Origin of the sequence: Virgibacillus sp. MG-45 (genome assembly GCF_036409425.1) — a bacterium.
Classification (GTDB): Bacteria; Bacillota; Bacilli; order Bacillales; family Amphibacillaceae; genus LDC-1.
The window spans coordinates 1-24,821 of sequence record NZ_JAXOFU010000014.1 but is presented as its reverse complement, the minus strand read 5'-3'; the positions used below and the strand labels follow the sequence as shown (position 1 = coordinate 24,821).

The following is a 24,821-nucleotide window of genomic DNA, read 5'->3' as shown; positions in this document are numbered from 1 at the left end:
TTTATTTTGTATATCTATTGATTTATATTATTTCATACAAACATATCCTCGCATTTTTTACGATTATTTCAGTCAATTTCTTGTTACTAGTTTCTTATATAGGAATGAATTACTATGGAGGAATAACAAATATGATCGTTATACAAAACAATCATTTAAATTGGTTTCTTTTTGGTATTATCACTATGGTTATCGTGACCTATTTGTATACGACAAGTAATAAAAAGGAATTTATTAAATGAAAAATAAAAAAAACGCCTATATTTTCTTATATCTTTTCTTAATAAATTGTGTTGTGATGTATCATTATACAGATGTTTGGGGATATCGTGGTGTTGAGCAATTAGTCACATCATTTGACAAGGAAGCGAATCATTTTTCTTTATTTCTTTTAGTATTATACATGAGTATTGCTGTTATGTTTATTTATACCATAATAAAAAAAACGAACGATATATTTATTATGGCTAAATACATTTTACCTAGAAGTTCTAAAAAAAAATTTATGAATTTACTTTTGCATGAAGTAGGAAGGTCTACAATCAAATTAGCTGGTATCAAGTTGATTGTAGATATACTTTTTTGTATCTGGATAGATTCAAACCAATTACAATGGCTCTTATTTTTATTTTTTTTATATGTGACCACGTTTTTTATGTGGGGCCTTATCATTATATTATTAGCTCTTTTTAAAATTGACAAAGGAGTCACGCAGTTTATAGCTATAACATTTGTAATGATTCTTCAATTATTATCTTATGATAATAAATTCATATCTATATTTGTAGTTGCTTCTATAAATTATAGGGAAGATGTTCTTTTTTTAATTGCCAGCAAAATATTACTTTTGTTAATACTCTTCTGGTATTTAAGAAAAACAGTGTATAAGTATGAAATTTATGGAGGGGAAAAAGTTTGATAGAATTAGCGTCTGTTTGCAAAAGCTTAAAAGGAAGAAATATACTACAGGATATCAGTTTAGAATTTATTGAAGGAAAAGCATATTTAATCAAAGGGCATAATGGTAGCGGAAAAACTATGCTCCTTAGAATGCTGTGTGACTTATTAAAGCCTTCGAGTGGAGAAATAATGAGAAATCAAGATTACACTTATGGTGTTATGATAGAAAATCCTTCCTTTTTAGAAAATGAAACGGCTCTATACAATCTTAAATATCTAGCGGCTATCAATAACGTAATTGACGAGAACAAGATAATAGAATCTTTAAAACAAGTCAATTTATACGATGAAAGGAATTACAAGGTTAAAACATTCTCTTTGGGAATGAAACAAAGACTTGGATTATGTCAAGCTATTATGGAGGAACCAGATATATTAATATTAGATGAACCTTTTAATGCTCTTGACGAAGAGAATTATAAAATGGCAATTGATTTACTGATTCAACTAAAAGAAAAAGGTAAAATGATTGTTGTTGCCTCTCATGGATTTTCGTCTGATGATAATATGTTGTTCGACCAGACGATTACATTGAGTGATGGTAAAGTAATAAATACAGCTATATAAGGTGCTCTTTGTCGTATATGTAATTTAAAATGAATCACAAAGTAGGTAGACGATTTAAATTTTCTGGCCACTATCCGCTTGTGTTTGATTATTAAGTAATCCATGAACTCGATTTTTATTAAACCAATGTTCATAATAAAAATATCAAGAGTAATTGTTGGCCAGAAACTTATCAGTTAATCTTTCATGTACACGTTATTTCAATACACTCAATTTTCGATGTGTTTTAAAGATTTCAGGAAAAGTAAAAAACACATTTGTTCTTCTTTAATATCCGGTAAACCAACAATGATAACAAGTAATTTAAAAAGTGTACCTTAATGGAAATCTTAAACGCATTGTACGCTTTACATTACCACATGTTTACGTTGTAGGTTTATTTTCTCAACTGCATATATAGAACTTTATAAGGTTGTACATAGTACATAATATCTGTCTTACTTTAATAAAGCCATCTGCAATCTGATGCGGTCCTTGGGCTCGGTGTTTTTCTCTTTTGTGAACGGATCGCAATGCGCAAAGGATTGCTTGCCCATTATTAAAGGTACAGGTGAAAAGGGCAGGCTGTTGTACAATATAATTTTTAAAAATAGGTACGTGTCTTATACAAACCTCGGTCAACTGTCATAGGTTAATAGTGACCTATCACAAGAAAGGGGATTTTATATGAGACACCATCATGGCTGTCCGAAGCAAATTGTATATCCTGTAAAGCAATATTGTGTCCAGCATTGTACGGAAAGTGAAGTAGAGCATGTTCATCCATCGCATACAACGGTTATGAATCATCATCTTATAAAGAATAAACATGTTTTCCCTTACTCTACTTCTGTTCAAAATACAGTGGACAGTGTCGATATTTATGGCGGAACTTTCCCTGTACCTTATCCACCTAGACCGACACCAGGCGTAACGCCAAGTCAGGTAGCAGGTGCAATGCAACCAGGCATGCCACCCGGTCAGGTAGCAGGAGTAATGCAACCAGGCATGGGCCCAGGCATGCCGCCCGGTCAGGTAGCGGGAGCAATGCAACCAGGCATGCCGCACTGGAAACAAAAGAACAAATGGTGTTAAGCTTAAGGAACTGGCAAGCATAAATTGCCAGTTCTTTACTTGTCATAAATGGACAATCTAGGAAGCAAGTATGAATAGAAAGGGTGCAGGTATGATGAAGGTATTGGCAGTTACAGGGTATAAGTCCTTTGAATTAAATATTTTTAAAGCGGATGACAAACGAATTGACGTAATAAAATATGCGCTTCGGAAACATATTGTTCGATTTATTGAAGAAGGATTAGAGTGGGTGATTGTTTCTGGGCAAATCGGTGTTGAAATGTGGGCAGCTGAGATTGTGATGGAATTACAGGAAGAATATCCGATTCGTTTAGGCTTCTTTCCTCCTTTTGAAAATCAAGAAAGTCGTTGGCCAGAGCCTATCCAGCAAGTATATCAGGAGTTAATGTTTGGTGCGGATTTCTTTGAACCGATCTACAAGGGAGATTATAAGGCGCCTTATCAATTTAGAGCGAAAAATATGTGGTTTGTTGACAAGAGTGATGGTTGTTTAATGCTGATGGACGAGGAATTTCCAGGAAGTACGCGTTTTTTTTATGAACAAGCGAAAAAGCATGCAAGCTATCTGGTATTTATTATTCGGCCTGAAGATTTGGAGGATGCCGCCTTAGAACTGCAAATGCAAGATCCTGCTTATTGGGACAATCTATAATGGGAGAATTACTGCTCTTATTTATTTCTTACATGTTGGATTGCTAGCCAAATGAGAAAGGTTAAAATTGCAAGTATTGATCCAACAAAAATGAAAACCCCGAACAATCCAATGATCATTCCTTCCCAGCTACCGATACTAAATGAAATTCCGAAAAGAACGAGACTAAAGAAAACACCAATTAATGGTAGGATGAAGGTGAAAATCGCACGTTTTTTCCTTAAAATTATGCCAATCCCAATCATACCAAGATAAACGATGACACTTGTTAGGATGAATATTTCCACGAAAATCTCTCCTCACTTCTTATGTGTATGCTCTCTATGAAAGGGAGCATCGCTCATTCAAGTCCCGAACCCATTGAAGCTGCACTTTTTATTATCTTAGCACATGCTTATGCGTTATTTTGGAAAGTTTGCAGGATTTTTTCGTTCGCTGCCGAAATAAGTTTAATAGAGAAGACGAAGGTGGGATGACTGTGGACACTTTTCCGATAATTACAACAAAGCGATTAAAACTTAGGAAGTTAAGTGAAAGGGATGTAGAAAAATATTACGATGTCATGTCCCGTGAAGAAGTGATGCAGTATTATGGAATGAATCGTTTAGAAACATTGGAGGAAGCAAAACAAATCATCTCCTCCTTTCAAAAGGCCTATGAAATGGAACGTGGATTGCGATGGGGAATCTTTCTTAAGGATACGGAACAATTTATCGGTACGATCGGTTTAAATCATTTAAATAAGGCTGCAAAAAGAACAGAAATTGGTTACGAGCTACACCCAGATCATTGGAAGCAAGGCTTTATGACAGAAGCGGTTGAAGCCATACTCTCTTATATCTTTGTAGAGCTAAAGCTGTTTCGAATTGGTGCGATTACCTTTCCTGCTAATGAGTCATCTAATCGTCTACTACGACGGCTAGGCTTTCAACGGGAAGGTCTGCTAAGGGGCTATTTATTCCAAAATGGAAAATCTCATGATGCCTTCGTTTACGCGTTGCTTAAATCAGACTGGGATGCTTTAAATGAGGAACATGAAGTGGATGAACGTCTAAGCTATACCGATCACTTAACCGAAATTATAAAAAAAGCAGAACGTGAAGGGCAGTTTGATGATTTACCTGGCAAAGGTAAACCATTACATATTGGCAATTCGTATGGCAATTCCTATGAAAGCCAAATGTATAAAACGATGAAAGATAATCACGTTCTACCAAGATGGGTTGAATTAGGAAAAGAAATAGATCAGCTGAAGGAAGCATTGCAACAAACAACTGGAAAAGAGAAACAGCGAAAGATAAAGGAAATAAATAAAAAAATTAAAACATACAATTATGCATGTCCACCGACATTACAACGAAATAAAGTAACCGAGTAATTGCTTGTAAATTAGTGTTTAGCAGATAAAAAGACGTCACATTAATTAAAAAAAAGCCGATCTGCAATCATTCTATTTTATCCACTGTCCTGCATATGCTTTAGTACGACATATGCTGATGGAGAGGTGGATAAGCGTGCAATATCCATATAGAGAAAGGCAAAAGCAAGTAATGACAGTTATTGGGCAAGGAAGCATGGAGGTAACACCAGATCAATTTCAAATTCAAATGGAGGTTATCACAGAGAATGAGTCCTTGCAAAGCGCGCAGCAGCAAAATGCGCAAAAAATGAATCAAGTCATACAGTCTATCATGCAATGGCATATTCCAAAAGAAAATATTCAAACTACCGCATATACGATTACACCACGCTATGATTATGTGGAAGGAAAGCAAGTGTTTCGAGGCTATGAAGTAGTGAATGCCCTACGGGTTATTTTAGAGGATGCTAGTCAGGCAGGAGGGGTTATTGACCAAGCGGTAGCTAATGGGATTAATCATATTTCTTCGCTGCAATTTACTGTTCAGAATCACCATGTTTTTTATCAGCAAGCATTAAGCAATGCCATTGTAAATGCGATTGGAAATGCCCAGACAATCGCAGAAACATTGCAGCTTCATTTACATCCAGAGCCAGTAAAAATAAAAGAGCTTGTATCAGAAGGACAAATTCACCCAATGGCATTATCACTTGCGGAGAAAAGTGGAACTACGCCGATTGTTCCCGGGCAAGTTAACATAACGGCAAGGGTGGAAGTGCAATTTTCATATGAATAAACAGTTACGAAAGGATGTTCATTATGCATGAGAAGCAAGTAAACAGTAGACCAATTCAAAGTGGAATTCCAACTATCTTTGTCCATGTCCGCGATTTAAAGAAATCTGTTACGTGGTATAGCCGACTATTAGGATTTTCCGTTGACCTGAATAAAGTAGAATCCCCAGTATATAACATTCCGATTCAAGGCAGTACAGGACTGACCTTAGATGATCATACATTTGATAATGGCTTTACACATCAGCCCAGTCCAAATCCACTCTTTAATTTTCTAGTTGAAGATATTGACGAGGCGTACCAGTTTGTTCAAAGTCTTGGCATTCCTATTGTTAGAGAGATAGAACGTATTGGAGAGCATTTTGCGTGGTTTAATTTTAAAGACCCAGACGGGAATGTCATCATGGCGTGTACATGCTAAACAATTCAATTCATATTGCGAATGGACAATGAAGAAGGAAAGGATCAAATAACATGCAAGCAATTATTAGACAAGCAACAGAAAGAGATGTTTCAGCGATTCAGCATGTGGCACGAACAAGCTGGAAATCAACTTATGAAGGAATCATTCCAGAGGAAGTGCAGAATAGGTTTTTAGCAGAAGCTTATAGTGATCAGAACATGGAGAAAAGACTTGCGCATTCGGTCGTTTTTGTTGCAGAGCAGAAAGGTCAAGTAGTAGGCTTTGCTAACTTTTCACCAAATCACAACGGGAAGCGAGAGCTAGGAGCTATTTATTTATTACCTGCTTATCAGGGAAAAGGAATTGGAACTTCATTGCTTGAAAAAGGCTTACAGGAGTTTCAAGAGCTGCAGGAATTATATATTAACGTTGAAAAGGATAATGAAATAGGGATGCATTTTTATCAAGCGAAAGGCTTTGAAGTCTCTTCTCAATTCGATGATGATTTTGATGGTCATATATTAAAAACAGTGCGTATGGTGTTAAAGAAGTAGACATTATTGGCTTGGAGGGGAAGAGGAATGCAACGCTTTTCAGTTTCAAAGGAAAAGAAGATTACCCAATATGACTCAGATTTCTACTTGAGTAAAATTGTAAATAAAGCATCCCAGCTTCATATTGCTTGGATGCGTATAGAAGCTGGAGGAAGCGTAGGGTATCATGAAGCAGTAGCTCCCCAGCTCCTTCTTATTGTAGAGGGAAAAGGAACTGTATTAGGAAAGGAAAATATTAAGTACGAGGTGACACAAGGGGATGCTGTGTTGTGGGAAAAAGGGGAAGGTCATGAGACGGTGTCAGAACATGGGCTAACGGCAATTGTAATAGAAGGTGAGCATATCGATCTAACCACTATATCCATGTTGAATAAGGATTGAATAAATGCCGTTCCTTGCTACGGAGTGGTCGAATAAACTGATGAGGTGGAAACGATGGAGAAATGGGTTGGAGCTGCAGCTGTTTGTATCAATAGCCAAAACGAACTCTTAATGGTAAAGCAAGGAAAACAAACGGAAGCGCATTCCTGGTCTGTTCCTTCTGGTGGGCTAGAGAGGAATGAAACATTTGAAGAATGTTGTATTCGTGAGCTATATGAAGAAACAGGTTATATCGGCCATATCAAAAAGCCACTCTTCGTGAAGGAAGCCGATTTTCAGAATATAGATGTAGTTGTACATTATTATTTGGTGGATATTATTGGTGGCAAAATGACTATCCAAGATCCAGATCAGTTAATTCATGCGATCGCATGGCAGTCGAGAAAAGATATAGAAGTGTTATACTTGTCGTTTCCAGAAGATCGAGAATTTCTTCACCATATGCTTCAGCAGTCCGAATGTCTATAATAAAAAGAAAGCATGGAAGTAAAAGAAGGCGGATTATTTCTACACTTTTACGTGTAAAACTGATAAGCCGGGGAGAGGAAATATGGACAGTCAGAAGAAACAAATTATAGAGCACTATAAGCAAACGATGATGTGGGTAAGAGGTTTAGAATCATTAACAGAAAAAGAGTGGAGAACGCCAATCTCAAGAGGGAAGTGGACTATTGCGGAGGTAATCGGTCACCTTACTCCGTGGGACGAGTTTATTATAACAAAGCGAATCCCTTATTTGTTTAAAACAGAAATGCTTCCTGCTGGTCCAAATGTGGAGATTATGAATCAGGCAGCTGCAAAAGCGAGTAGAGAAAGTAGGAAAGAGGAAACAATTCAAACGTATTTACATGTGCGTGAGAGACTTTTAGAAGAAATAATGAATCTTTCTAATGATCAATGGAAGCAAACGATAAGAATTGGCAAAAATGAATTGACCCTATTTGAATATTTCAATGGTTTAACAGAGCATGATAACCATCATTTTAACCAAATTAAATCCGCTTTACTAGTGTGAATATACTGTAAAAATTTGTTTCTGATATATTGTGAAAAGAGTGATGGAGTGAAAATTACTGATAAATTATACGGAGCGTATTTCGTTGATGATGTTATTGGTGCATTAATTCAAAGTAAACCAATACAGCGTCTAAAAGGGATTCATCAAGGAGGGGCAAGCTATTTAGTAAATGCAAGCTGGAATAATACACGCTATGATCATTCTGTCGGAGTGATGCTGTTAATTAAAAGGTTAGGAGGTTCGGTTGAGGAGCAAGTTGCCGGATTACTACATGACGTTTCTCATACAGCTTTTTCCCATGTTGTTGATTATGCAGTTGAAAACCAATCGGAAAATGTACATGAATTGATATTCGATGAAATTGTCAACCAGTCGGAGATTCCAAATATACTAGAGTTATATGGATATTCTCCTAAAGAAATCCTTTCTTCCTTTGGCAAATGGACGTTGTTAGAGCAACCGGCACCACTTTTGTGTGCGGATCGAATCGACTATACATTACGTGACATGTATACATATGGGCAAATAAGTTTGACTGAGGTTAAAGATTTTCTCGATAGCTTGATAATAAAGGATGGCATGATTTGCTTACAATCACTTTCTGCCGCAGAGTGGTTTGTGAAAACATATTATAAAGAAGTAATTGATTTTTTTATGGATCCATGGAATGTATATGCAAATGAAATGATGGCGAAAACGATACAGCTTGCATTAGAAAGTGACGTACTTCAATGGGCAGATCTATTAGAAACAGATGAAAAAGTATTAGAACGCCTAAGTAAATCAACGAATGAAAAGATTCAAAACATGGTAGCACAGATAACACCTAACGTGCAGGTGGTGGAACAAGCAGAAGACTATGATCTATATCAGCAACCTAAAACACGTTTAATCGATCCAATAATCTACCAGAATGAAAGAACCATTCGTGCTTCTAAATTATCTGCGAGCATTAAAGAAATGAACGAACAGGCATATAAACGTGCGAAACGTGGTGTATATCTAAAAATAATGAACGAAGAAAGTGGGTGGAGCGATGCTTTATCAAATGGGACTCTATGACGAGCCATATAACAAGATTGCGACGGGATTGAAAACGATAGAGGTTCGTTTATATGATGAAAAACGGCGCAAGCTTCGAGTAAATGATCGAATTGAATTTACGAAGCTCTCTGATGAAAGTGAAAAGCTTCAAGTAGAAATCGTAGAATTACACATGTTTCCAACCTTTCGAGAAATGTATGAACAGATTCCTGCGGCGGCATTTGGCGCAACAGATGCCTCGATAGATAGAATGGTTGAAAGTACATACCGCATTTATACCCCTGAACAGGAGAAAAAGTGGGGAACGATCGCCATAAAAATAAAAAAACTATAACGAACGATATCCACACATCATATAGAAAAAGCTCATCGAATAATAATTATTCAATGAGCTTTTTTATAGTTGATCCTGTTGGTAAGGAGTTTCTGCTCAGCTCTAGTACCAATCCCTCAAAGGTGAGTACATATGGCGATTACTCTTTGGTTCTTAATGGGCCGGAGCTTCAACAGGATCAATTGGTAGCTTGTCTTTAGGATCTGCTTTTTTCGTAAAATCCGCTCCAGGAGATGTTACCCGACGGATGAAAAAGGTTAAAAACAATGCTAAGGCGACAATAATGGTTGAAATAAAGAACGAGAAATTGATGCCGTTTAACATTGCTTCATGTAAAATTTGTTGTTCCATTTCCGCAGCTGCTTGGGCAGAAATCGTTGTACCTTCATCCATTTTTGCCATTGCTTGTGTTGCGAGATCTGCTGCTTTGGACTCTGTACGACTATTCATTACCGTAATTAATAATGCAGAACCAATTGCACCAGAAATCTGTTGCAGCGTATTATTCATCGCTGTACCATGCGGATAATACTTTTGCGGCAGTTGGTTAAGTCCATTCGTCATAATGGGCATCATTACCATCGACATGCCGAAGCTGCGAAGCGTAAATAATAGAACAAGCTGACTATACGCGATTTCCATATCTAGCTTACTAAAATAAAAGGTTGTAATAACGGTTATGGATAAACCAAGCAATGCTAATGTCTTTGGACCATACTTGTCAAATAGACGTCCAGTAACTGGTGACATGATTCCCATGATAACTGCTCCTGGTAGCATTAAAAGACCAGCATCCATCGGTGAAAATCCGCGGATGGTTTGCAAATAAATAGGAACAAGAATCATCCCGGAAAACAGTGCGATGGATAGCACAATTGAAATAGTTGATGCAAGAGCATACATTGGATATTTGAAGATCCGAAATTCGAGCATCGGGTCATGCATTCGAAGCTGTCGAAGAATCATCGACAATAATGATATTGCACCAATGAGAATGGTTCCATATACGAAAGGACTGTCCCACCCCTTATCTCCAGCAGAACTAAAACCGTACAATAAGCCACCAAAACCAATACTTGATAAAATGATAGATAAAACATCTAACTTAATATCGCGCTGTGGTGTAAGGTTTTTTAATTTGAAAATAGCATACAGCAAGGTTAATACTGCAAATGGGATGATGATGTCAAATAAAGCTCTCCAGCTATAATGTTCTACAATCCAGCCAGATAGTGTTGGTCCAAGCGCTGGTGCAACAAATATAACTAAACCAAATGTCCCCATTGCCGCTCCTCTTTTTTCAATTGGAAAAGAGACGAGCATAACATTCATCAATAAAGGCATCATTACTGCAGATCCAGATGCTTGAATCATTCGTGCGATCAACAGTATGTTAAATGTAGGGGATAAACTAGCTACGATCGTTCCCGCTGTAAACAATCCCATTGCTGTAATAAATAAGGAACGGTTAGAAAAACGTTGAATAAAAAAAGCACTTGCTGGAATGAGGATACCATTGATAAGCATGTAGCCTGTAGAAAGCCATTGAACTGACGTTGCTTTCACGTCAAACTCATTCATAATAGATGGCAGTGCTACGTTTAACAATGTTTCATTCAAGATTGCAACAAATGCTCCGATGAATAGAACTATAATAATGCCATACGGCGGATTTTTATGGTTCACTTGCATGTCGGTCATTGCATGAATCACTTCCTTTAATATAAGTTGTTATTTACTCATAGTATTTTATACCGATAGTTCAATAAAATCAATATTAATGATTTAAAATATTAATAAATGTTGATTTGGTAATGTTTTGAAAGTAGAATGATAGTATAAAACACCTAGAAAGGTGGCAAAATTAGTGAACTCCAAGAAAATGCAAATTATTGAAGCGGCATTGAAGTTATTTGTTGAAAAAGGATTTGCTTTAACTTCTATTCAGGATATTTTAAAGGAAGCAGATATATCCAAAGGAACATTTTATAACTATTTTGCATCTAAAAATGAATGTCTTATGGCGATCTTGGATTATGTGAAACAACAAGGAGATCAAAAGCGTCGCGAGCTTGAATATGGTCGAGATAAACGAGAGGAAAAATTGCTTGTGGAGCAGCTTGCTATTCGGATGAACATGAACCGTGATCATAACTTAATTGCTCTTTTTGAAGCAGCATCTTTTTCAGATGATAAAGTACTTCTAAATTTTATTAAAAAAATGCACATTGAAGAGATCGAGTGGATCTCTGGTAGAATCGCAGAGGTTTTTACACCAGAGACGAACAAATATGCGCTTGACCATGGTGCTTTACTACTTGGAATGATTCATCATCTTATGCAATTATGGAGACTCGGAACAAAGAAGGAAATTGCCTCAGAAAAAGTGGTTCAGTTTGCCTTAAATCGGTTAAAGCCGATGATAAATGATCAATTAGCCTCTAAGGAAGTATTTTTTCCTGTTAATTGGCTTGCAACTGCATTAAATGAGCGTTCAGTTTCAGAGTTGAATCATGTTATTCTTTCAGATTTAGAGGATTTAGAGGACCAACTTGTTGCGAACGGAAGTTCAAAAAAACAGATCGAGCTTGTGCGATTTTTACGAGAAGAGATTTCAACCGAACAGCCAAGAGTTCATCTTGTAGAAAGTGTTTTAGTATCGCTTGCCGATGCTGTAAAAGACTCTAAACATGAACACGATATCCGAAAAATTACACAAGTTACCTGGCAGCTGCTTTGTGAATTAAGAGAGGAGAAGTAACTTTGAAGGATAAAGTAGAACAGCTAATCCGAAATAAGCAGTATGATGAAGCGAGAAATATACTCTTTAATAATGGTAATAATTTAGAGGGTGCTGAAAAAAATTATTATATTGCTGTTACTTTTGATGCGCAAGGTGCTGAGAGAAAAGCAATCCCTTATTATGAACAAGTAATTGAAGAAGGAATAGATGAGGAGCGACTGATTGCGGCGTATTGTCAGTTAGGAAGCAGTTACCGAAGTATCGGTCAATATGAAGAGGCAGAACGTTTACTGAAGGCCGGTTTACAGCGATATCCAACCAATGAAGCTTTGAATGTTTTTTATGCCATGGTATTATATAATCAAAATAAAGCAAAGCAAGGGATGGAAATCTTATTACATTTAGTAGCACAGTGTTCCTCGATAGAATGGATTAAGAAATATGAAAATGCTATTTCTTTTTACGCAAAACAATTGGACAAAACATGGTAAGTTATAAAGTAGCTTTGGGGATGGGAAGAAAGCTATTTTAGCTTGCTAATGCTGGAGGGGATTTGGTGAAGCGATTTATTAAACTACTTATTAAATACGGACCTATCTTGCTACCATTTATTAAAAGATTCTTAAGTAGTAGAACAAATAGAAAAAGCAGACCAAAGTATGATAATAATTAATGTTGTGTAGAACGAAGCAAACATTGCTTCGTTCTTTGTATGCTTTCTTATCGGAATAAAAAAGGGAACAGGTCATTTTTGTCGAAGTAAGTAGAGATTAGGAGGAGCAAAACATGGATATAAAAGGAATTAATCATTTGTTGTTTTCTGTATCAAATCTAGATCAATCGATTTCATTTTACGAAAATGTTTTTCATGCAAAGCTACTAGTGAAAGGTAAAACAACGGCATATTTGGACTTGAATAATTTATGGATTGCTTTAAATGAAGAAAAAGATATTCCTCGAAATGAGATAAATGAATCATACACTCATATAGCATTTTCAATTAATGAAGCTGATTACGATGGAATTTATCAACGACTTCAGCGTCTACAAGTTCCGATTTTACCAGGTCGTAAGCGTGAGCAAAGGGATAAGCAATCCATTTACTTTACCGATCCAGATGGCCATAAATTTGAATTTCATACAGGTACATTAAAGGAACGCTTAGATTATTATAAGGATGCAAAAAAGCATATGGAATTTTTTGAAGGAGAGGAGAAATAAGCATGAACATGACCCATATCCGTCTTTTAGTTGATGATTATAAAGCATGTTTCTTATTTTATCGTGATGTTTTAGGATTTACTGTAGGGTGGGGAGATGAGAATTCTTTATATGGAGATTTTCTCGTGAATAATCATTTCAAATTAGCGATATTTGAACGCAAACAAATGCTTCAAGCAATAGGGGAGGTACCAATTGAAAGTTCCAAAAAGCAGGAACAAGTAATGTTAATTTTTCGTGTTGAAAATGTTGATCAATTTTACTCCAGCTGGCAGGAAAAAGTAGACTTTGTGACAGCGCCGATGAATCGTTCAGATTGGGGAATCCGTGTTGCTCATTTTAGAGATCCTGAGGGAAACTTAATTGAGATCAATGAATATATTGGAATGGAAAATAAGTAAGTAGACTCAAAGAAAAACCCAAACAACAATTAAAGCTGTTTGGGTTTAAGGGTGTTATGCTTGATTGCCAAACATTGCAGCATACGTTAACCAAGCACCATCTAAATTTTTCACATCAAAGCCATTAGCAAGTAATATCCGCGTTGCTAAATATCCACGTTGGCCAGAGCGACATGTAACATGAATTGTTTTATCCTTCGGTAGTTCATGCATTCGATCACGAACATCATTTAGCGGAATGTTGATGGAGCCTGGAATCATTCCATCTTTTGCGACCTCTTTTTCTTCACGTACGTCAACAAGGATACCTCCATTGTTCACTATTTCATCAATTTCATGCCATTGGACTGTTTGGATTCCATCTTCTTTCATGTTCGATGCGACATATCCTGCCATATTTACTGGATCCTTAGCCGATGAAAATGGTGGAGCATAGGAAAGCTCGATATCTGTTAAATCAAATACAGATATATTTCCTTTTATTGCTGTTGCGATGACATCGATTCTTTTTTCAACGCCGTCTTTACCTACAGCTTGTGCGCCAAATATTTTTCCAGTTTCTTTATCGAAGATCACTTTTAAAGCAATTGGAGAGGCACCAGGATAATAACCCGCATGGGAAACAGGATGAATGTGAAGTGCTTCATAGGCTGTTTTGTTTCGTTTTAATACCTTTTCGTTGTTTCCTGTTGTTGCAACGGTTAGATCAAATATTTTAGCGACCGATGTTCCTAATGTACCTTGATACACTTCGTTTCGATTGTAAATATTATTTGCAACAATACGTGCTTGGCGATTTGCTGGTCCTGCAAGTGGTATCATTGCTGGATGATCAGAAACAAAATCCTTTACTTCTATCGCATCACCAAGTGCATAAATAACAGGATCATTCGTTTGTAGATGGTCATTTACTTGAATGCCACCACGTTCACCAATGTTTAGCCCTGCATCCATTGCAAGCTTATTCTCTGGTTTCACTCCAATGGATAGAATAATGAGTTCTGTATCAATTTCCTTACCACTTGAAAGGATCACCTTTGCCCCATTATTTTCAAAGGATTTGACACCATCTTCTAAAATCAGCTCAACCCCATGCTCCTTGAGTTGATTATGAACGATTGCTGCCATTTCAATGTCAAGTGGTGCCATGACTTGATTTGCCATCTCAATAACGGTTACTTGAATACCACGTTCTACGAGGTTTTCTGCCATTTCTAGACCGATAAATCCACCACCGACTACAACAGCATGCTTTGGATGTTGATGATCTACATAATCTTTAATCTGATCTGTGTCCGGGATATTACGCAATGTAAAAATGTTTGTTGCTTCCTTTAATCCTGGAATTGGCGGTGCGATTGGTTGTGCTCCAGGAGAAAGAATGAGTACGTCATAGGTTTCTTCATATGTTTCCTGTGTAACTACGTTTTTAGCGCTCACTGTTTTCGTTTCACGGTTGATTTGCGTTACTTCTGTTAAATTACGAATATCTAAATTATAACGTTTGCTCATCCCTTCAACTGTCTGTACCATAAGCTTATTTCGATCTTGAATCACTTCACCAATGTAATAAGGTAATCCGCAATTCGCGAAAGAAATATGCTCCCCACGTTCAAACAAAACAATGTGTGACGTTTCATCTAATCTTCTTAAACGAGCTGCAGCTGTTGCACCACCAGCAACTCCACCTACAATAACAATTTTTTTAGACATTATTACTCCCCCAATTCATAAAATAAAATATACCTATGAGGGTATTATAAAGGAAAGGGAAAAATATTACTGTGATTTTGCTCACAGTTGAACAAAAACTACGTATGGTATGATATTTTTATGTTTTTTATTTTGCACTTAACTGGCATTAAGCCCGCTAAATCTAGCATGTGAGGCGATAATGAAGCGGTTAGTTGGGTGAACGTTAAATGTGCGATTCTATTCACAATTAAGCAATAAGGAATAAAAGAAAAACCACATGTTAAAAGTTTCACTTAATCGGTGAAGTAAAATTGGTGAATATTACCATAAATCGAAATTATATTGATATTATGATGAGTTTAAAATAAACTATTTTATAACAGTTTGTTTATAAATGGATCTTTACATAATAAATAGGAAAGGGGATTACGATGAAAAAAGGCTTAATGTGGCAAATAATTGGAGCGTTTATATTAGCTATTATTGCTGGTTTATTATTCGGTGAAAAAATAGAAGTAGTAAAGCCACTTGGTGATTTGTTTTTACGATTAATTAAATTCATTATTGTTCCTTTAATTCTATCAACAATTATTGTAGGCGTAACGAGTACGAATGATGTGAAAAAACTTGGCCGTTTGGGAGGAAAGACAATTTCGTTTTATCTATTAACGAGTCTCGTTGCCATTTCTCTTGGACTCCTTGCTGGTTATGTTTTCTCACCTGGAATTGGAACGGATATCGAGCTTACCGGTCAAGAGGAAGTGAGTGTAAACGAAACAGAAGGTGTCGTACAAACGATTCTAAATATCATTCCGACCAATCCATTTGAAGCGCTTGCTACTGGTAATGTGCTGCAAATTATTTTCTTTGCTATCTTTTTAGGAGTCGGAATTACAATTGCTGGTGAAAAGGCGAAACCTGTTCAACGTTTTTTTGATGGGCTAGCCGAGGTTATGTATAAAATAACGAGCATTGTCATGATGGTCGTTCCTATTGGGATATTTGGATTGCTTGCACCAATTGTCGGAGCGTATGGTGCAGCGGTATTGCTTCCTTTAATCAAGTTAATCATAGCAATGTTTGTAGCAAGTATTATCCACGTAACCGTCTTATATTCTATTGCAGTGAAAACGTTAGGGAAAATGAACCCTATTACCTTTTTAAAAGGGATTTTCCCAGCAGCTGTTGTTGCATTTAGCACGAGTAGTAGTTCTGGAACGTTACCTGTAACGATGAAATGTGCAGAAGAAAACCTAAAGGTATCAAAGGAAACGAGTAGCTTTGTGTTACCATTAGGCGCAACTATTAATATGGATGGAACTGCTATTTATCAAGGGTTAGCAGTTGTGTTTATTGCCCAGTATTTTGGAGTCGATTTAACATTTTCCCAGCTCGTAACCGTCGCTTTAATTGGTACGTTAGCTTCAATCGGGACAGCAGGCGTTCCAGGAGCAGGTATGATTATGCTGACAATGGTAATGGCGGCAATCAACTTGCCATTAGAAGGGCTAGCACTTGTAGCTGGTATTGATCGGATACTTGATATGATGCGTACATCTGTTAATGTCATTGGTGATGCTTCAGCAAGTGTTATTGTTGATGCGTCGGAACGAAAACGAAAAAAGAAGACAGTTGCTCCCGTAAATAATGCAAGTATGTAAGAGAAAGCACTGGAACAAAACAATCTGTTTAATTAAATGAAATTATTGAACACTTGAATTGGGGGGACTCCCTCGGGAACAGCAACAGGGGAACGCAGACTAAAACCGCTACGTTCTGTACGTCGAAAAACCACTCGGAAAAGCAGACTTTCTTTTCCGAGTTAGTTGAGGCCGCTCCCGGGGAAAGCGAACCCATTTTCAAACTGCTAGGGAATTGTTCAGATTTTTAATAAAAATGCTCTTGTTTTGTCGACTAGAAAAGGCTTAATCAGTTACATCAAGCTTTATTTTTTTTCGAAAGTCGTCATTTCGTAATTTTTTTCGTACTTGTTTTCCCCAGCTTTTCACAGCCTCCTCTGTCTTTCCTTCTTTCGCAGCAATTTCTTTGATAGACATGTTTTCGATTATAAAAAGAGAAACCCATTTCCATTGATTATCGGTTAACTGCTCTTTTAATCGATCCCAAAGTTCTGGATTGTTTACGGTGATACCGTTATTTTCAATCATTGGATAAGAGACTTCTGTTCGGCGATGACGATTTCCATTATCATACTGCTTCCGATTTTCCTCACAAACGATGGACTCTTTTTCCATTCGTCTACTTTCCTTGCGAATTTGATCGATGAGCCGATTGCGAATGGTGTAATTAAAATAAGTAGCAAGTGGTCCTTTATCAGGTTCGTACTTTTCATAGGCGTTCCAAAGTGCAAACAGTCCTTCTTGGAAATACTCTTCATGAGGGTCGTGAATGTTCAAGCGGTTAATGTGATAGTGAATTCTATTTTTGTTTTGCTTGAAAACTTCTTCAAAAGTAAATTTTTCTTGGTTTGTACGCAACGAAATCCCTCCTAATTATTCCTTTAAAATAATAATCGTAAAATACACTGCTGTCGGGTCACTGAAAATCGCAACTGTTTTCATCGAGTGATGTGCAAGTTGTCCAAAGCGTAATTCCGCCCTATTTGCGTAAGTTGTTTTCATTATATACGAACGTATGTTCTGTTTCAAGCATAAAAAAACCCCTCTTTTTCGTAAATTTTAAAAAAGTGTCGTGCTAATAGCTCTCCAAGCTATATTTATAGGATGTCCAACAAGGTATACATTTTTTTGTAGTCCTTATCTGCTTATTTTTGAATCAGTGGGGAAAAGTATGTCCCACTGATTCAAGTGATGTGTAAAAAGCCATATGTGCTCGTATTCGTTCGATGGTTAGGATGATTGCATAGTGGAAAGGTGTTTTTGAAAATAAGGTGCAGCTTCAAGCATTTTAGCACCATACCAAAACATTTCCCCAGCTACGATCATTGGTTTCGTGTTAGGAAGCATCGATGCAAATTCACTTTTATGCTTATCCTGAAAAGGAAATGGTTCGGTTGACAGAAAGATATAATCAAGGGCAGCTTGTTCAAAATCTTTTTCTGTGATGACAGGATATCTTCCTTCATACGAAGTAAATGGGTTAATGAATCCCATTTTTTCTAAAAGTGAATGAATATATGTGTTTTTCCCAACAACCATGTATGGTTTTTTCCAGATAACGTAGGCAACACGTTTATTCATTATTTGGGGGATGGAGTCAAATTGTATTTGAATGCGTTGCAGGAGCTTTGCTGCTTCATTATCTCGATTCGTAAGTGCTCCAAGATCTGTTATCATGCGTAATGCACTTTCATAATTATTAACCTCAAATACGTGAACAGGATAGTCTTTCTCTAATTGTTCGACCATCTCTTTTGTATTTTCTTCTTTTTCTGCAATAATGAGATCTGGTTGTAATGCATGAATTCGTTCGATTTTTAAATCTTTTGTTCCCCCAACAGGTGGGATTTTTTTTACCTTGCTTTTTGGATGAATGCAAAATCTAGTTCTGCCAATGATTTCATCATCTAGCTGTAAATAGTACATTGTATCTGTGATAGCAGGGCATAACGAAATAATTCGTTTCGGTGGATAACGATATGCTAGCGAACGACCTAGGTGATCAGTTGTTTTTTCCATGCAACGATATCTCCCTTCTCGTATTCTTATACTTAGTGTAGCGTATGTGAAAAAGACTGTCATATTGGAATGAACAACAATGACAAGATATTGTGAAATTTTATTCGGTGGGGCGCAAATAAATGAGTACCTTATGAATCGTGTATCTAGTAAAATAGATATATTAGCTTACTAGAACATAATGTTATCGATTATATATTTATTCTATTGGAAGGGGCGAATATAATGAAATTCTTTCACACTGCTGATTGGCACTTAGGAAAATTAGTACAAGGTGTATACATGACAGAGGATCAAGACGATATCCTTAAGCAATTTGTGCAAGCAATCGAGGAAGAAAAGCCAGATGCTGTTATAATTGCTGGCGATCTCTATGATCGGGCGGTTCCTCCAACAGAGGCAGTCTATTTATTAAATGATGTGTTCGATAAAATTGTGATGGACTTAAAAGTTCCTGTTCTTGCGATAGCAGGGAACCATGATAGTCCTAGTCGGGTTCATTTCGGTAGTAAGATAATGAAAAAAAATGGCTTGCATATTGCTGGACATATAACCGAAAATCCAGAGCCGATTAAACTGAGTGATGAAGCAGGGGAAGTACATTTCCATCTTGTACCATATACAGATCCAAGCATCGTTCGCAATGTATTAGAGGCTGAGTCTATTCGAACCCACAATGATGCTGCTGAAAAAATAATCGAACAAATACAAAAGAGGATGGATCCGAATGCTCGTCACGTTTTGGTTGGACATGCATTTGTTACACCATATGGTGAAGTGGAAGCAAATACAAGCGATTCCGAACGCCCTTTATCTATTGGCGGATCAGAATATGTTGATGCAAGGAATTTCACCCCTTTTCATTACACAGCACTTGGCCATTTACATCAAGCGCATTACGTAGGAAATGAGACAATTCGCTATGCAGGCTCTATCCTAAAGTATTCTATCTCAGAGGAACATCATAAAAAGGGCTATCTTGTAGTTGAAATGGATGCAAACGGAGAAGTAAAGGTAGAAAAGCGTCTATTAACGCCAAAAAGGGATATGCGTACGGTTGAAGGAGAAATAGAAGAACTGCTAAAACATCCTGTAAATGAAGACTATGTATTTATTAAACTAACCGATGAGGCACCAGTCCTTTCTCCGATGGAAAAAGTACGTTCCGTATATCCAAATGCCATGCATGTAGAACGTGCAAGCAGAAGGGAAATTGAAGGCGCGGCTTCCGGTGAGGATAAAATAGAACGAACAAGTTTGAGTGATATGGAGTTATTTCAAGCGTTTTACAAAGAAGTGAAAGGAATCGAGCCTTCAGAAGAAATACAAGGAATTTTCAAAGAGGTGCTAGAGGATTTATTAAAGGAAAATAATGAAACAATTTCTCAAGGTGAGAAGAAACCATACGCGATAAAAGGATGAAAGGAGGAAAAGAGAAGTGAGACCAATAAAATTAACGATGACCGCATTTGGACCTTATAAAAATACCGAGATAATTGATTTTAGAGATTTACAAGGAAATAGTCTATTTGTTATCTCTGGAAATACGGGTGCAGGAAAAACAACGATTTTTGATGGGATTTGCTTTGCACTTTATGGTGCGGCAAGTGGTCAAGATCGGGAAAATACGATGATGCTTCGAAGTGACTTTGCTTCCGATGAAGTACATACAGCTGTGGAGTTGGAATTTGAATTAAAGGGTCGTCGTTATAAAATATTACGTCAATTAGGGCATGTGAAAAAAGGAAATAAATCAAAAACTGGGGAAAAGTATGCGTTCTTCGAACTAAAGGATGGACGTGAAATTTCATGTGTAGACAGGCAAATCGTATCTGAAATCGATAAAAAGGTAGAAGCACTTATGGGGCTAACCCAGGATCAGTTTAAGCAAATTGTTATGCTGCCGCAAGGGGAATTTCGGAAGCTTCTAACCTCGCAAACCGAAAATAAAGAGGAGATTTTACGTAGGCTGTTTAAAACAGAGCCCTATAAACGAATTAGTGAACGTTTAAAGGAACGAAAAAGTAGTATGGAAGAAAAGTATCGTGAGGCGAAGCAAATGTTGGATACGTATGTGCAACATATTCAAGCGGTACTTCCTGAACGAGCAGATTCACCTTTGTTCCACTTGCTGCAGGAGGAGTATACGAATGTTCATCAAATTGTGCAGGCTTTGGAAACAGAATGTCTTTATTATGAGGCCAAGATAGAAACGGATAAAAAGCAGTATCGATCAGCATCCAATGCGCACGACGCGAAACAGAAAGCCTATACAGAAGCAGAATTTATTAATAAGCAATTTAATAATCTAGAACAAAAAGAACAATTGCTAACACGCTTAATGGAGCAAGGGAAAGAAATACAGGCGTTTGAACAGAAGTTAAAAAGTGCAGAACAAGCGAACGGACTTCAGTATTTTGAAAAACAAATCGATGAGTGGAAGCATGAAAAGCAGGGACGAGAAGAACAGTTACAAGCGGCAACTTCGAGCCATGCATCAGCAGAAAAAGCGCTACAACATGCACAGCAAGTCTATGTGCAGGAAGAAGGAAAAAAAGCAGAACGAGAAAAAACGGGCTTGCAGCTTAATCGTTTTTACGATTATTTACCAATTGTTAAGGATATCGCTACACAAAAGGAACAGCTTGTAAAAGTAAAAAAAGAAGAAACAGAGAAAAAAGAGACCTACGATAAAACGGAAGAAAAGGTTAAGCAAAAAAGAGAGGAACTCGAAAAATTACATCAACAAATTGAAAAGCTTAATCAAGGAATTGCTCAATTACCAGATAAACAAGAAGCGCTACATAAAATGCGCGAGCAAGTAAAGGTATTAATGGATTATTTAAAGCTTGTAAAGAAACAGAAGGGTTTTGAAAAGGATGTAAAAGAGAAAGAGGCTGACTTTTACAAACAAAAGACCGACTATGAAAAATTAGAGTCGGCCTGGTTAAATAATCAAGCTAGCCGCTTAGCAAGTCACCTACATGATGGAACCCCATGTCCTGTTTGTGGGAGCTTAGATCATCCTGCATTAGCTACTGAAAAAACAGCTCTGGTTGACGAGAATGAAATGGAATCAGCTAAGAAAAGCTTGGATGAAAAGGACAATGCCTATCGAACTGTTCAAGCAAACCTAAGTGTTAATGCGACTGCTTTAATGGAGAAGGAAAAGGAAGTAATTGCGCATTCATTTCAGCCTATAGATGCAGAAGGGATTCAAGAACAGCTTGTCTTAAAAGGGAAGAAGTTAAAAGAAGAAGTGGATGAGCTAGAAAAAGGCAAACAACAGCTAGTGGAATTAAAGTCTACACAAGAAAAAGCTCAAGCAGCATTAAAACAACTGGAAGCAGCAAAAGAAGAACAGCTCACTTTTTATCACCAGTTAACAAAAAAATATGAGACAGCGTATGCTGTTTATGAAGAACGCTTAAAACCGATTCCAGAAGAATATCAGAATCTGTCTATTTTACAGGAGCGGATTCGTGAAACAGAAATGAAACAAGCACAATTGGAAGTAGCTTGGACAAAAGCTCAGGAGCAATTAAACTATGCTAACAATGAGCTAACGAAAGCAAAAACGAATCTCTCGAATGCAGAAAAACAGCTTGAGGAGACAAAAATAAAGCATCGGCAAGTCGTTCTTCAATTCACGCAAGAAATTGAAAAATCCGGCTTTCCATCAGAGGAAGCGTATTTTGAGGCAAAGCTGGATGAGGCAACTCGCCAGCATTTAAAGGAACAGATTGAGATGTACAAGCAGCAGCTTGCAACAGTGAAGGAACAAGTTCAAGAGCTGCAAGCAGAGCTGAAGGATAAACAACGTGTAGATTTGTCTGCGTTAGAGCTGCAAGTAGAACAGCTGAAGAAGGCCTTTGAAACCGCCTTGAATCAATGGAATCAAAGTGAAGATCATTTACAAGAAGCAAAACGCTTAATAACAATGATAAGTGAAGCAGATGAAGCAGTAAATAAACAGGAAAAAGAATTGAGCCTTGTTATTGACTTATATGACCTGATTCGAGGACAAAATCCACAGAAGGTATCCTTTGAAAGATATTTGCAAATTGAATATTTAGAGCAAATTATTTCTGCCGCCAATCAACGATTAAAGGGTTTATCGAATGGACAATATTCTTTAACGCGAAGTGATCGTCAGGAATCCCATGGTCGCCAAAGTGGTCTCGCATTGGATGTTTATGATGTATATACTGGCCAGACAAGAGATGTGAAGACATTATCTGGTGGTGAGAAATTTAATGCCTCTCTTTGTTTAGCATTAGGGATGGCAGATGTTATTCAAAGCTTTCAAGGAAGTATTTCTATTGAAACGATGTTTATTGATGAAGGCTTTGGTACATTGGATGAGGAATCGTTAAATAAGGCAATCGATACACTGGTTGATTTGCAGCAGTCGGGACGTATGATTGGGGTTATTTCTCACGTACAAGAGTTGAAAACCATTTTCCCAGCTGTGTTAGAGGTGAAAAAATTAAAAGAAGGTGCAAGCGAAACGCGTTTTCTTGTTAAATAATAAAGAAAGATCTGTGCAGGCGTACCAATCAGCACAGATCTTTTTAAATGTTGATGCGAATAAATATCAGTCTGCTTTATGTTCGTTTGCGTTTGTTCTTTTTGTTATCTAAATTTAGAAACTCACTGTCATTGGAAAATTCCACATCATGACCCAGCTGCTTGTTATGCTTGTTTTTATTATTTTGTTTGTTTTTATCCTTGTTTCGATTTTTGTTTTCTTCCGACAATCTCTTTCCCTCCTCGTTTTATAGTTAGCACTATTTTGCATGGTTGTGTAAAAAATTATTCATTGAATGCCACATGTTTCGCCACAACTAGTGAACAATATGGAAAAAGGAGGGATGGTCAGTGAGTAAAGGAAAGAAGAAGAAAAACAAAAGTAAAGAAGAGTTGAATGCGATGAAAGATGATAAAAAATATCGGCAAAACCGTCCGCCAAGATAAATGTATGAAAAGGAGTCGAGTCATGTTCTCGTCTCCTTTTTTGAAGCGCCCAATACCTCCAAAATTAAGGTTAGCGATAGAACATGTTATAATAGTATGAAGTGATGAAGGTAAGCTGACAGGAAATTGGAAGTGAGATAATGAAATTTAATTTAGACGCAGTACATCAATCAAAGAAACCGTTATATACAAAAATATATGATAAGCTTTATAAGCTCATTATGGATGGTACATTTCCTCCTGAAAGTAGACTTCCATCTGAGCCTGATTTAGCTAAGATGTTTGGCGTTAGTCGAATGACATTAAGGCAGGCGCTTGCTTTGTTACAGGATGACGGACTAATTAAGAACATCCATGGTAAAGGTAACTTCATCTTGAAAACGCACTGTAATCGCCAAACCATCGGTCTCGAGAAGGTCGGTAATCCTGTCTATAAATGCTGTACAGAAGAAATTACTGCGATAGAATTGAATTTTAGAATTGAAATGGCGAGTGATTATGCGCTAGAAGTGTTGCAACGAGAGACTTCTGCTGTTGTATATTGTGATCGTTGGTATAAAAGCGGGAATAATGTAATTGGATATGCGCTGTCTATGTTGCCAATTGAAGCTGTAACTGAGCTCCAAATTGACTTACAGGATAATACCCAATTAAAAAACATGCTGGAGCAAAAAATATATGACTATGTAAATTCATCGACTATAACGATAAAGCATTCTGTTGCTGGTAATCCAACTACACAAAAATATAATTTATTTAAAGGCGAACAATGTGATCTATTCATAGAGAGTGTATATATAAGTGATAAATATCCAGCGATGTATAGTAAATATTATATCCCGACAGTGTTTAGTCAAATTCAAATTAATGCCTCAAAGTAATCATAGATTTCGCTAAAACAATGTAGCTCTTAGCTAGATTGTTTTTTCATTTACTGGTTTTAAAACCACAGGCTCTGCCTGTGTGAGAATTCAACTTGTAGAG

At 36.9% G+C, this 24,821-nt stretch carries 28 protein-coding genes; 21 read left to right on the top strand and 7 right to left on the bottom strand.

Annotated elements, in window-relative coordinates:
• Positions 1-238: 238 nt before the first annotated feature.
• The 4 genes from SPK86_RS13685 to SPK86_RS13670 all read left to right on the top strand — a co-directional run bounded on the left by SPK86_RS13685 (position 239) and on the right by SPK86_RS13670 (position 3,253).
• Entirely contained in the window at positions 239-919 is a 681-nt protein-coding gene (locus tag SPK86_RS13685; RefSeq protein ID WP_284139598.1) for a hypothetical protein, read from the top strand.
• Complete coding sequence (locus SPK86_RS13680; RefSeq protein ID WP_284139597.1) at positions 916-1,527, top strand: ATP-binding cassette domain-containing protein; 612 nt, start codon at positions 916-918, stop codon at positions 1,525-1,527. Before SPK86_RS13685 ends, SPK86_RS13680 begins: the two co-directional genes overlap by 4 nt.
• 666 nt (positions 1,528-2,193) lie before the next feature.
• On the top strand, positions 2,194-2,601 hold the full coding sequence (locus SPK86_RS13675; RefSeq protein WP_330949615.1) for a CotD family spore coat protein: 408 nt from the start codon (positions 2,194-2,196) through the stop codon (positions 2,599-2,601).
• 70 nt (positions 2,602-2,671) lie between these two features.
• The gene (locus SPK86_RS13670) at positions 2,672-3,253 is read left to right on the top strand and encodes a DUF1273 domain-containing protein (RefSeq protein ID WP_330949614.1); all 582 of its coding nucleotides are present in this window, start codon (positions 2,672-2,674) and stop codon (positions 3,251-3,253) included.
• Between the two features lie 17 nt (positions 3,254-3,270).
• On the opposite strand, the gene SPK86_RS13665 is transcribed toward SPK86_RS13670, so the two are convergent.
• Complete coding sequence (locus SPK86_RS13665) at positions 3,271-3,540, bottom strand: hypothetical protein (protein ID WP_330949613.1); 270 nt, start codon at positions 3,538-3,540, stop codon at positions 3,271-3,273.
• Between the two features lie 191 nt (positions 3,541-3,731).
• Here SPK86_RS13665 and SPK86_RS13660 point away from each other — a divergent pair, with 191 nt between their 5' ends.
• The 9 genes from SPK86_RS13660 to SPK86_RS13620 all read left to right on the top strand — a co-directional run bounded on the left by SPK86_RS13660 (position 3,732) and on the right by SPK86_RS13620 (position 9,141).
• Complete coding sequence (locus SPK86_RS13660) at positions 3,732-4,631, top strand: GNAT family N-acetyltransferase (RefSeq protein WP_330949612.1); 900 nt, start codon at positions 3,732-3,734, stop codon at positions 4,629-4,631.
• Positions 4,632-4,767: 136 nt separating this feature from the next.
• A complete protein-coding gene (locus SPK86_RS13655; RefSeq protein ID WP_330949611.1) occupies positions 4,768-5,409 on the top strand; it encodes an SIMPL domain-containing protein in 642 nt (213 codons plus the stop codon).
• 23 nt (positions 5,410-5,432) lie between these two features.
• Positions 5,433-5,828 (top strand): VOC family protein, encoded by a 396-nt coding sequence (locus SPK86_RS13650; RefSeq protein WP_330949610.1) that lies wholly within the window; start codon positions 5,433-5,435, stop codon positions 5,826-5,828.
• Between the two features lie 53 nt (positions 5,829-5,881).
• Positions 5,882-6,364 (top strand): GNAT family N-acetyltransferase, encoded by a 483-nt coding sequence (locus tag SPK86_RS13645; RefSeq protein WP_330949609.1) that lies wholly within the window; start codon positions 5,882-5,884, stop codon positions 6,362-6,364.
• A 27-nt stretch (positions 6,365-6,391) separates the two neighbouring features.
• Positions 6,392-6,745 (top strand): cupin, encoded by a 354-nt coding sequence (locus SPK86_RS13640; protein ID WP_330949608.1) that lies wholly within the window; start codon positions 6,392-6,394, stop codon positions 6,743-6,745.
• Positions 6,746-6,799: 54 nt separating this feature from the next.
• Positions 6,800-7,213 carry an NUDIX hydrolase gene (locus tag SPK86_RS13635; protein ID WP_330949607.1) on the top strand — a complete coding sequence of 138 codons (414 nt, stop codon included), beginning with the start codon at positions 6,800-6,802 and terminating at the stop codon, positions 7,211-7,213.
• An 82-nt stretch (positions 7,214-7,295) separates the two neighbouring features.
• Entirely contained in the window at positions 7,296-7,760 is a 465-nt protein-coding gene (locus SPK86_RS13630) for a DinB family protein (protein ID WP_330949606.1), read from the top strand.
• Positions 7,761-7,808: 48 nt separating this feature from the next.
• The gene (locus SPK86_RS13625) at positions 7,809-8,825 is read left to right on the top strand and encodes an HD domain-containing protein (RefSeq protein WP_330949605.1); all 1,017 of its coding nucleotides are present in this window, start codon (positions 7,809-7,811) and stop codon (positions 8,823-8,825) included.
• Complete coding sequence (locus tag SPK86_RS13620; RefSeq protein ID WP_284139587.1) at positions 8,800-9,141, top strand: ASCH domain-containing protein; 342 nt, start codon at positions 8,800-8,802, stop codon at positions 9,139-9,141. The genes SPK86_RS13625 and SPK86_RS13620 overlap by 26 nt, the downstream gene beginning before the upstream one ends.
• Before the next feature lie 153 nt (positions 9,142-9,294).
• Here the strand turns inward: SPK86_RS13620 and SPK86_RS13615 are convergent, their stop codons facing one another.
• On the bottom strand, positions 9,295-10,842 hold the full coding sequence (locus SPK86_RS13615; protein ID WP_284139586.1) for a DHA2 family efflux MFS transporter permease subunit: 1,548 nt from the start codon (positions 10,840-10,842) through the stop codon (positions 9,295-9,297).
• A 166-nt stretch (positions 10,843-11,008) separates the two neighbouring features.
• Here SPK86_RS13615 and SPK86_RS13610 point away from each other — a divergent pair, with 166 nt between their 5' ends.
• The 4 genes from SPK86_RS13610 to SPK86_RS13595 all read left to right on the top strand — a co-directional run bounded on the left by SPK86_RS13610 (position 11,009) and on the right by SPK86_RS13595 (position 13,506).
• Entirely contained in the window at positions 11,009-11,902 is an 894-nt protein-coding gene (locus SPK86_RS13610; protein WP_284139585.1) for a TetR/AcrR family transcriptional regulator, read from the top strand.
• A 2-nt stretch (positions 11,903-11,904) separates the two neighbouring features.
• Positions 11,905-12,375: a tetratricopeptide repeat protein gene (locus SPK86_RS13605; RefSeq protein WP_284139584.1), complete on the top strand. Its 471-nt coding sequence runs from the start codon at positions 11,905-11,907 to the stop codon at positions 12,373-12,375.
• A gap of 295 nt (positions 12,376-12,670) precedes the next feature.
• Complete coding sequence (gene fosB / locus SPK86_RS13600; RefSeq protein WP_284139583.1) at positions 12,671-13,105, top strand: metallothiol transferase FosB; 435 nt, start codon at positions 12,671-12,673, stop codon at positions 13,103-13,105.
• A gap of 2 nt (positions 13,106-13,107) precedes the next feature.
• On the top strand, positions 13,108-13,506 hold the full coding sequence (locus SPK86_RS13595) for a VOC family protein (protein WP_284139582.1): 399 nt from the start codon (positions 13,108-13,110) through the stop codon (positions 13,504-13,506).
• A 54-nt stretch (positions 13,507-13,560) separates the two neighbouring features.
• Here SPK86_RS13595 and SPK86_RS13590 read toward each other — a convergent pair whose 3' ends face one another.
• The gene (locus SPK86_RS13590; protein ID WP_284139581.1) at positions 13,561-15,219 is read right to left on the bottom strand and encodes a CoA-disulfide reductase; all 1,659 of its coding nucleotides are present in this window, start codon (positions 15,217-15,219) and stop codon (positions 13,561-13,563) included.
• A 413-nt stretch (positions 15,220-15,632) separates the two neighbouring features.
• On the opposite strand from SPK86_RS13590, the gene SPK86_RS13585 reads away from it, so the two are divergent.
• Positions 15,633-16,862 (top strand): dicarboxylate/amino acid:cation symporter, encoded by a 1,230-nt coding sequence (locus SPK86_RS13585; protein WP_284139580.1) that lies wholly within the window; start codon positions 15,633-15,635, stop codon positions 16,860-16,862.
• 264 nt (positions 16,863-17,126) lie between these two features.
• On the opposite strand, the gene SPK86_RS13580 is transcribed toward SPK86_RS13585, so the two are convergent.
• From SPK86_RS13580 to SPK86_RS13570, 3 genes are all read right to left on the bottom strand, one after another.
• Positions 17,127-17,699: a sigma-70 family RNA polymerase sigma factor gene (locus SPK86_RS13580; protein WP_284139579.1), complete on the bottom strand. Its 573-nt coding sequence runs from the start codon at positions 17,697-17,699 to the stop codon at positions 17,127-17,129.
• Between the two features lie 15 nt (positions 17,700-17,714).
• Positions 17,715-17,870, bottom strand: a complete 156-nt coding sequence (locus SPK86_RS13575) for a hypothetical protein (RefSeq protein WP_284139578.1) — start codon at positions 17,868-17,870, stop codon at positions 17,715-17,717.
• Positions 17,871-18,071: 201 nt separating this feature from the next.
• Positions 18,072-18,860: an ABC transporter substrate-binding protein gene (locus tag SPK86_RS13570; protein ID WP_330949604.1), complete on the bottom strand. Its 789-nt coding sequence runs from the start codon at positions 18,858-18,860 to the stop codon at positions 18,072-18,074.
• A 225-nt stretch (positions 18,861-19,085) separates the two neighbouring features.
• On the opposite strand from SPK86_RS13570, the gene SPK86_RS13565 reads away from it, so the two are divergent.
• Together SPK86_RS13565 and SPK86_RS13560 are read left to right on the top strand one after the other, a co-directional pair.
• Positions 19,086-20,282 (top strand): exonuclease SbcCD subunit D, encoded by a 1,197-nt coding sequence (locus tag SPK86_RS13565; RefSeq protein WP_284139576.1) that lies wholly within the window; start codon positions 19,086-19,088, stop codon positions 20,280-20,282.
• A 16-nt stretch (positions 20,283-20,298) separates the two neighbouring features.
• Positions 20,299-23,391, top strand: a complete 3,093-nt coding sequence (locus SPK86_RS13560; RefSeq protein WP_330949603.1) for an SMC family ATPase — start codon at positions 20,299-20,301, stop codon at positions 23,389-23,391.
• 76 nt (positions 23,392-23,467) lie between these two features.
• Here the strand turns inward: SPK86_RS13560 and SPK86_RS13555 are convergent, their stop codons facing one another.
• Complete coding sequence (locus tag SPK86_RS13555) at positions 23,468-23,620, bottom strand: hypothetical protein (protein WP_330949602.1); 153 nt, start codon at positions 23,618-23,620, stop codon at positions 23,468-23,470.
• Positions 23,621-23,977: 357 nt separating this feature from the next.
• Between SPK86_RS13555 and SPK86_RS13550 the strand changes: the two genes are divergently transcribed.
• Complete coding sequence (locus tag SPK86_RS13550; RefSeq protein ID WP_330949601.1) at positions 23,978-24,718, top strand: GntR family transcriptional regulator; 741 nt, start codon at positions 23,978-23,980, stop codon at positions 24,716-24,718.
• Positions 24,719-24,821: the final 103 nt, after the last annotated feature.

Bases quoted from the DNA above. Each gene is read 5' to 3' on its own strand.
- SPK86_RS13590 (WP_284139581.1), bottom strand. From the start codon at position 15,219: ATGTCTAAAAAAATTGTTATTGTAGGTGGAGTTGCTGGTGGTGCAACA.
- SPK86_RS13670 (WP_330949614.1), top strand. From the start codon at position 2,672: ATGAATAGAAAGGGTGCAGGTATGATGAAGGTATTGGCAGTTACAGGG.
- SPK86_RS13615 (WP_284139586.1), bottom strand. From the start codon at position 10,842: ATGACCGACATGCAAGTGAACCATAAAAATCCGCCGTATGGCATTATT.
- SPK86_RS13550 (WP_330949601.1), top strand. From the start codon at position 23,978: ATGAAATTTAATTTAGACGCAGTACATCAATCAAAGAAACCGTTATAT.
- SPK86_RS13630 (WP_330949606.1), top strand. From the start codon at position 7,296: ATGGACAGTCAGAAGAAACAAATTATAGAGCACTATAAGCAAACGATG.
- SPK86_RS13620 (WP_284139587.1), top strand. From the start codon at position 8,800: ATGCTTTATCAAATGGGACTCTATGACGAGCCATATAACAAGATTGCG.
- SPK86_RS13635 (WP_330949607.1), top strand. From the start codon at position 6,800: ATGGAGAAATGGGTTGGAGCTGCAGCTGTTTGTATCAATAGCCAAAAC.
- fosB (WP_284139583.1), top strand. From the start codon at position 12,671: ATGGATATAAAAGGAATTAATCATTTGTTGTTTTCTGTATCAAATCTA.
- SPK86_RS13650 (WP_330949610.1), top strand. From the start codon at position 5,433: ATGCATGAGAAGCAAGTAAACAGTAGACCAATTCAAAGTGGAATTCCA.
- SPK86_RS13640 (WP_330949608.1), top strand. From the start codon at position 6,392: ATGCAACGCTTTTCAGTTTCAAAGGAAAAGAAGATTACCCAATATGAC.
- SPK86_RS13570 (WP_330949604.1), bottom strand. From the start codon at position 18,860: ATGGAAAAAACAACTGATCACCTAGGTCGTTCGCTAGCATATCGTTAT.
- SPK86_RS13645 (WP_330949609.1), top strand. From the start codon at position 5,882: ATGCAAGCAATTATTAGACAAGCAACAGAAAGAGATGTTTCAGCGATT.
- SPK86_RS13685 (WP_284139598.1), top strand. From the start codon at position 239: ATGAAAAATAAAAAAAACGCCTATATTTTCTTATATCTTTTCTTAATA.
- SPK86_RS13595 (WP_284139582.1), top strand. From the start codon at position 13,108: ATGAACATGACCCATATCCGTCTTTTAGTTGATGATTATAAAGCATGT.
- SPK86_RS13585 (WP_284139580.1), top strand. From the start codon at position 15,633: ATGAAAAAAGGCTTAATGTGGCAAATAATTGGAGCGTTTATATTAGCT.
- SPK86_RS13675 (WP_330949615.1), top strand. From the start codon at position 2,194: ATGAGACACCATCATGGCTGTCCGAAGCAAATTGTATATCCTGTAAAG.
- SPK86_RS13565 (WP_284139576.1), top strand. From the start codon at position 19,086: ATGAAATTCTTTCACACTGCTGATTGGCACTTAGGAAAATTAGTACAA.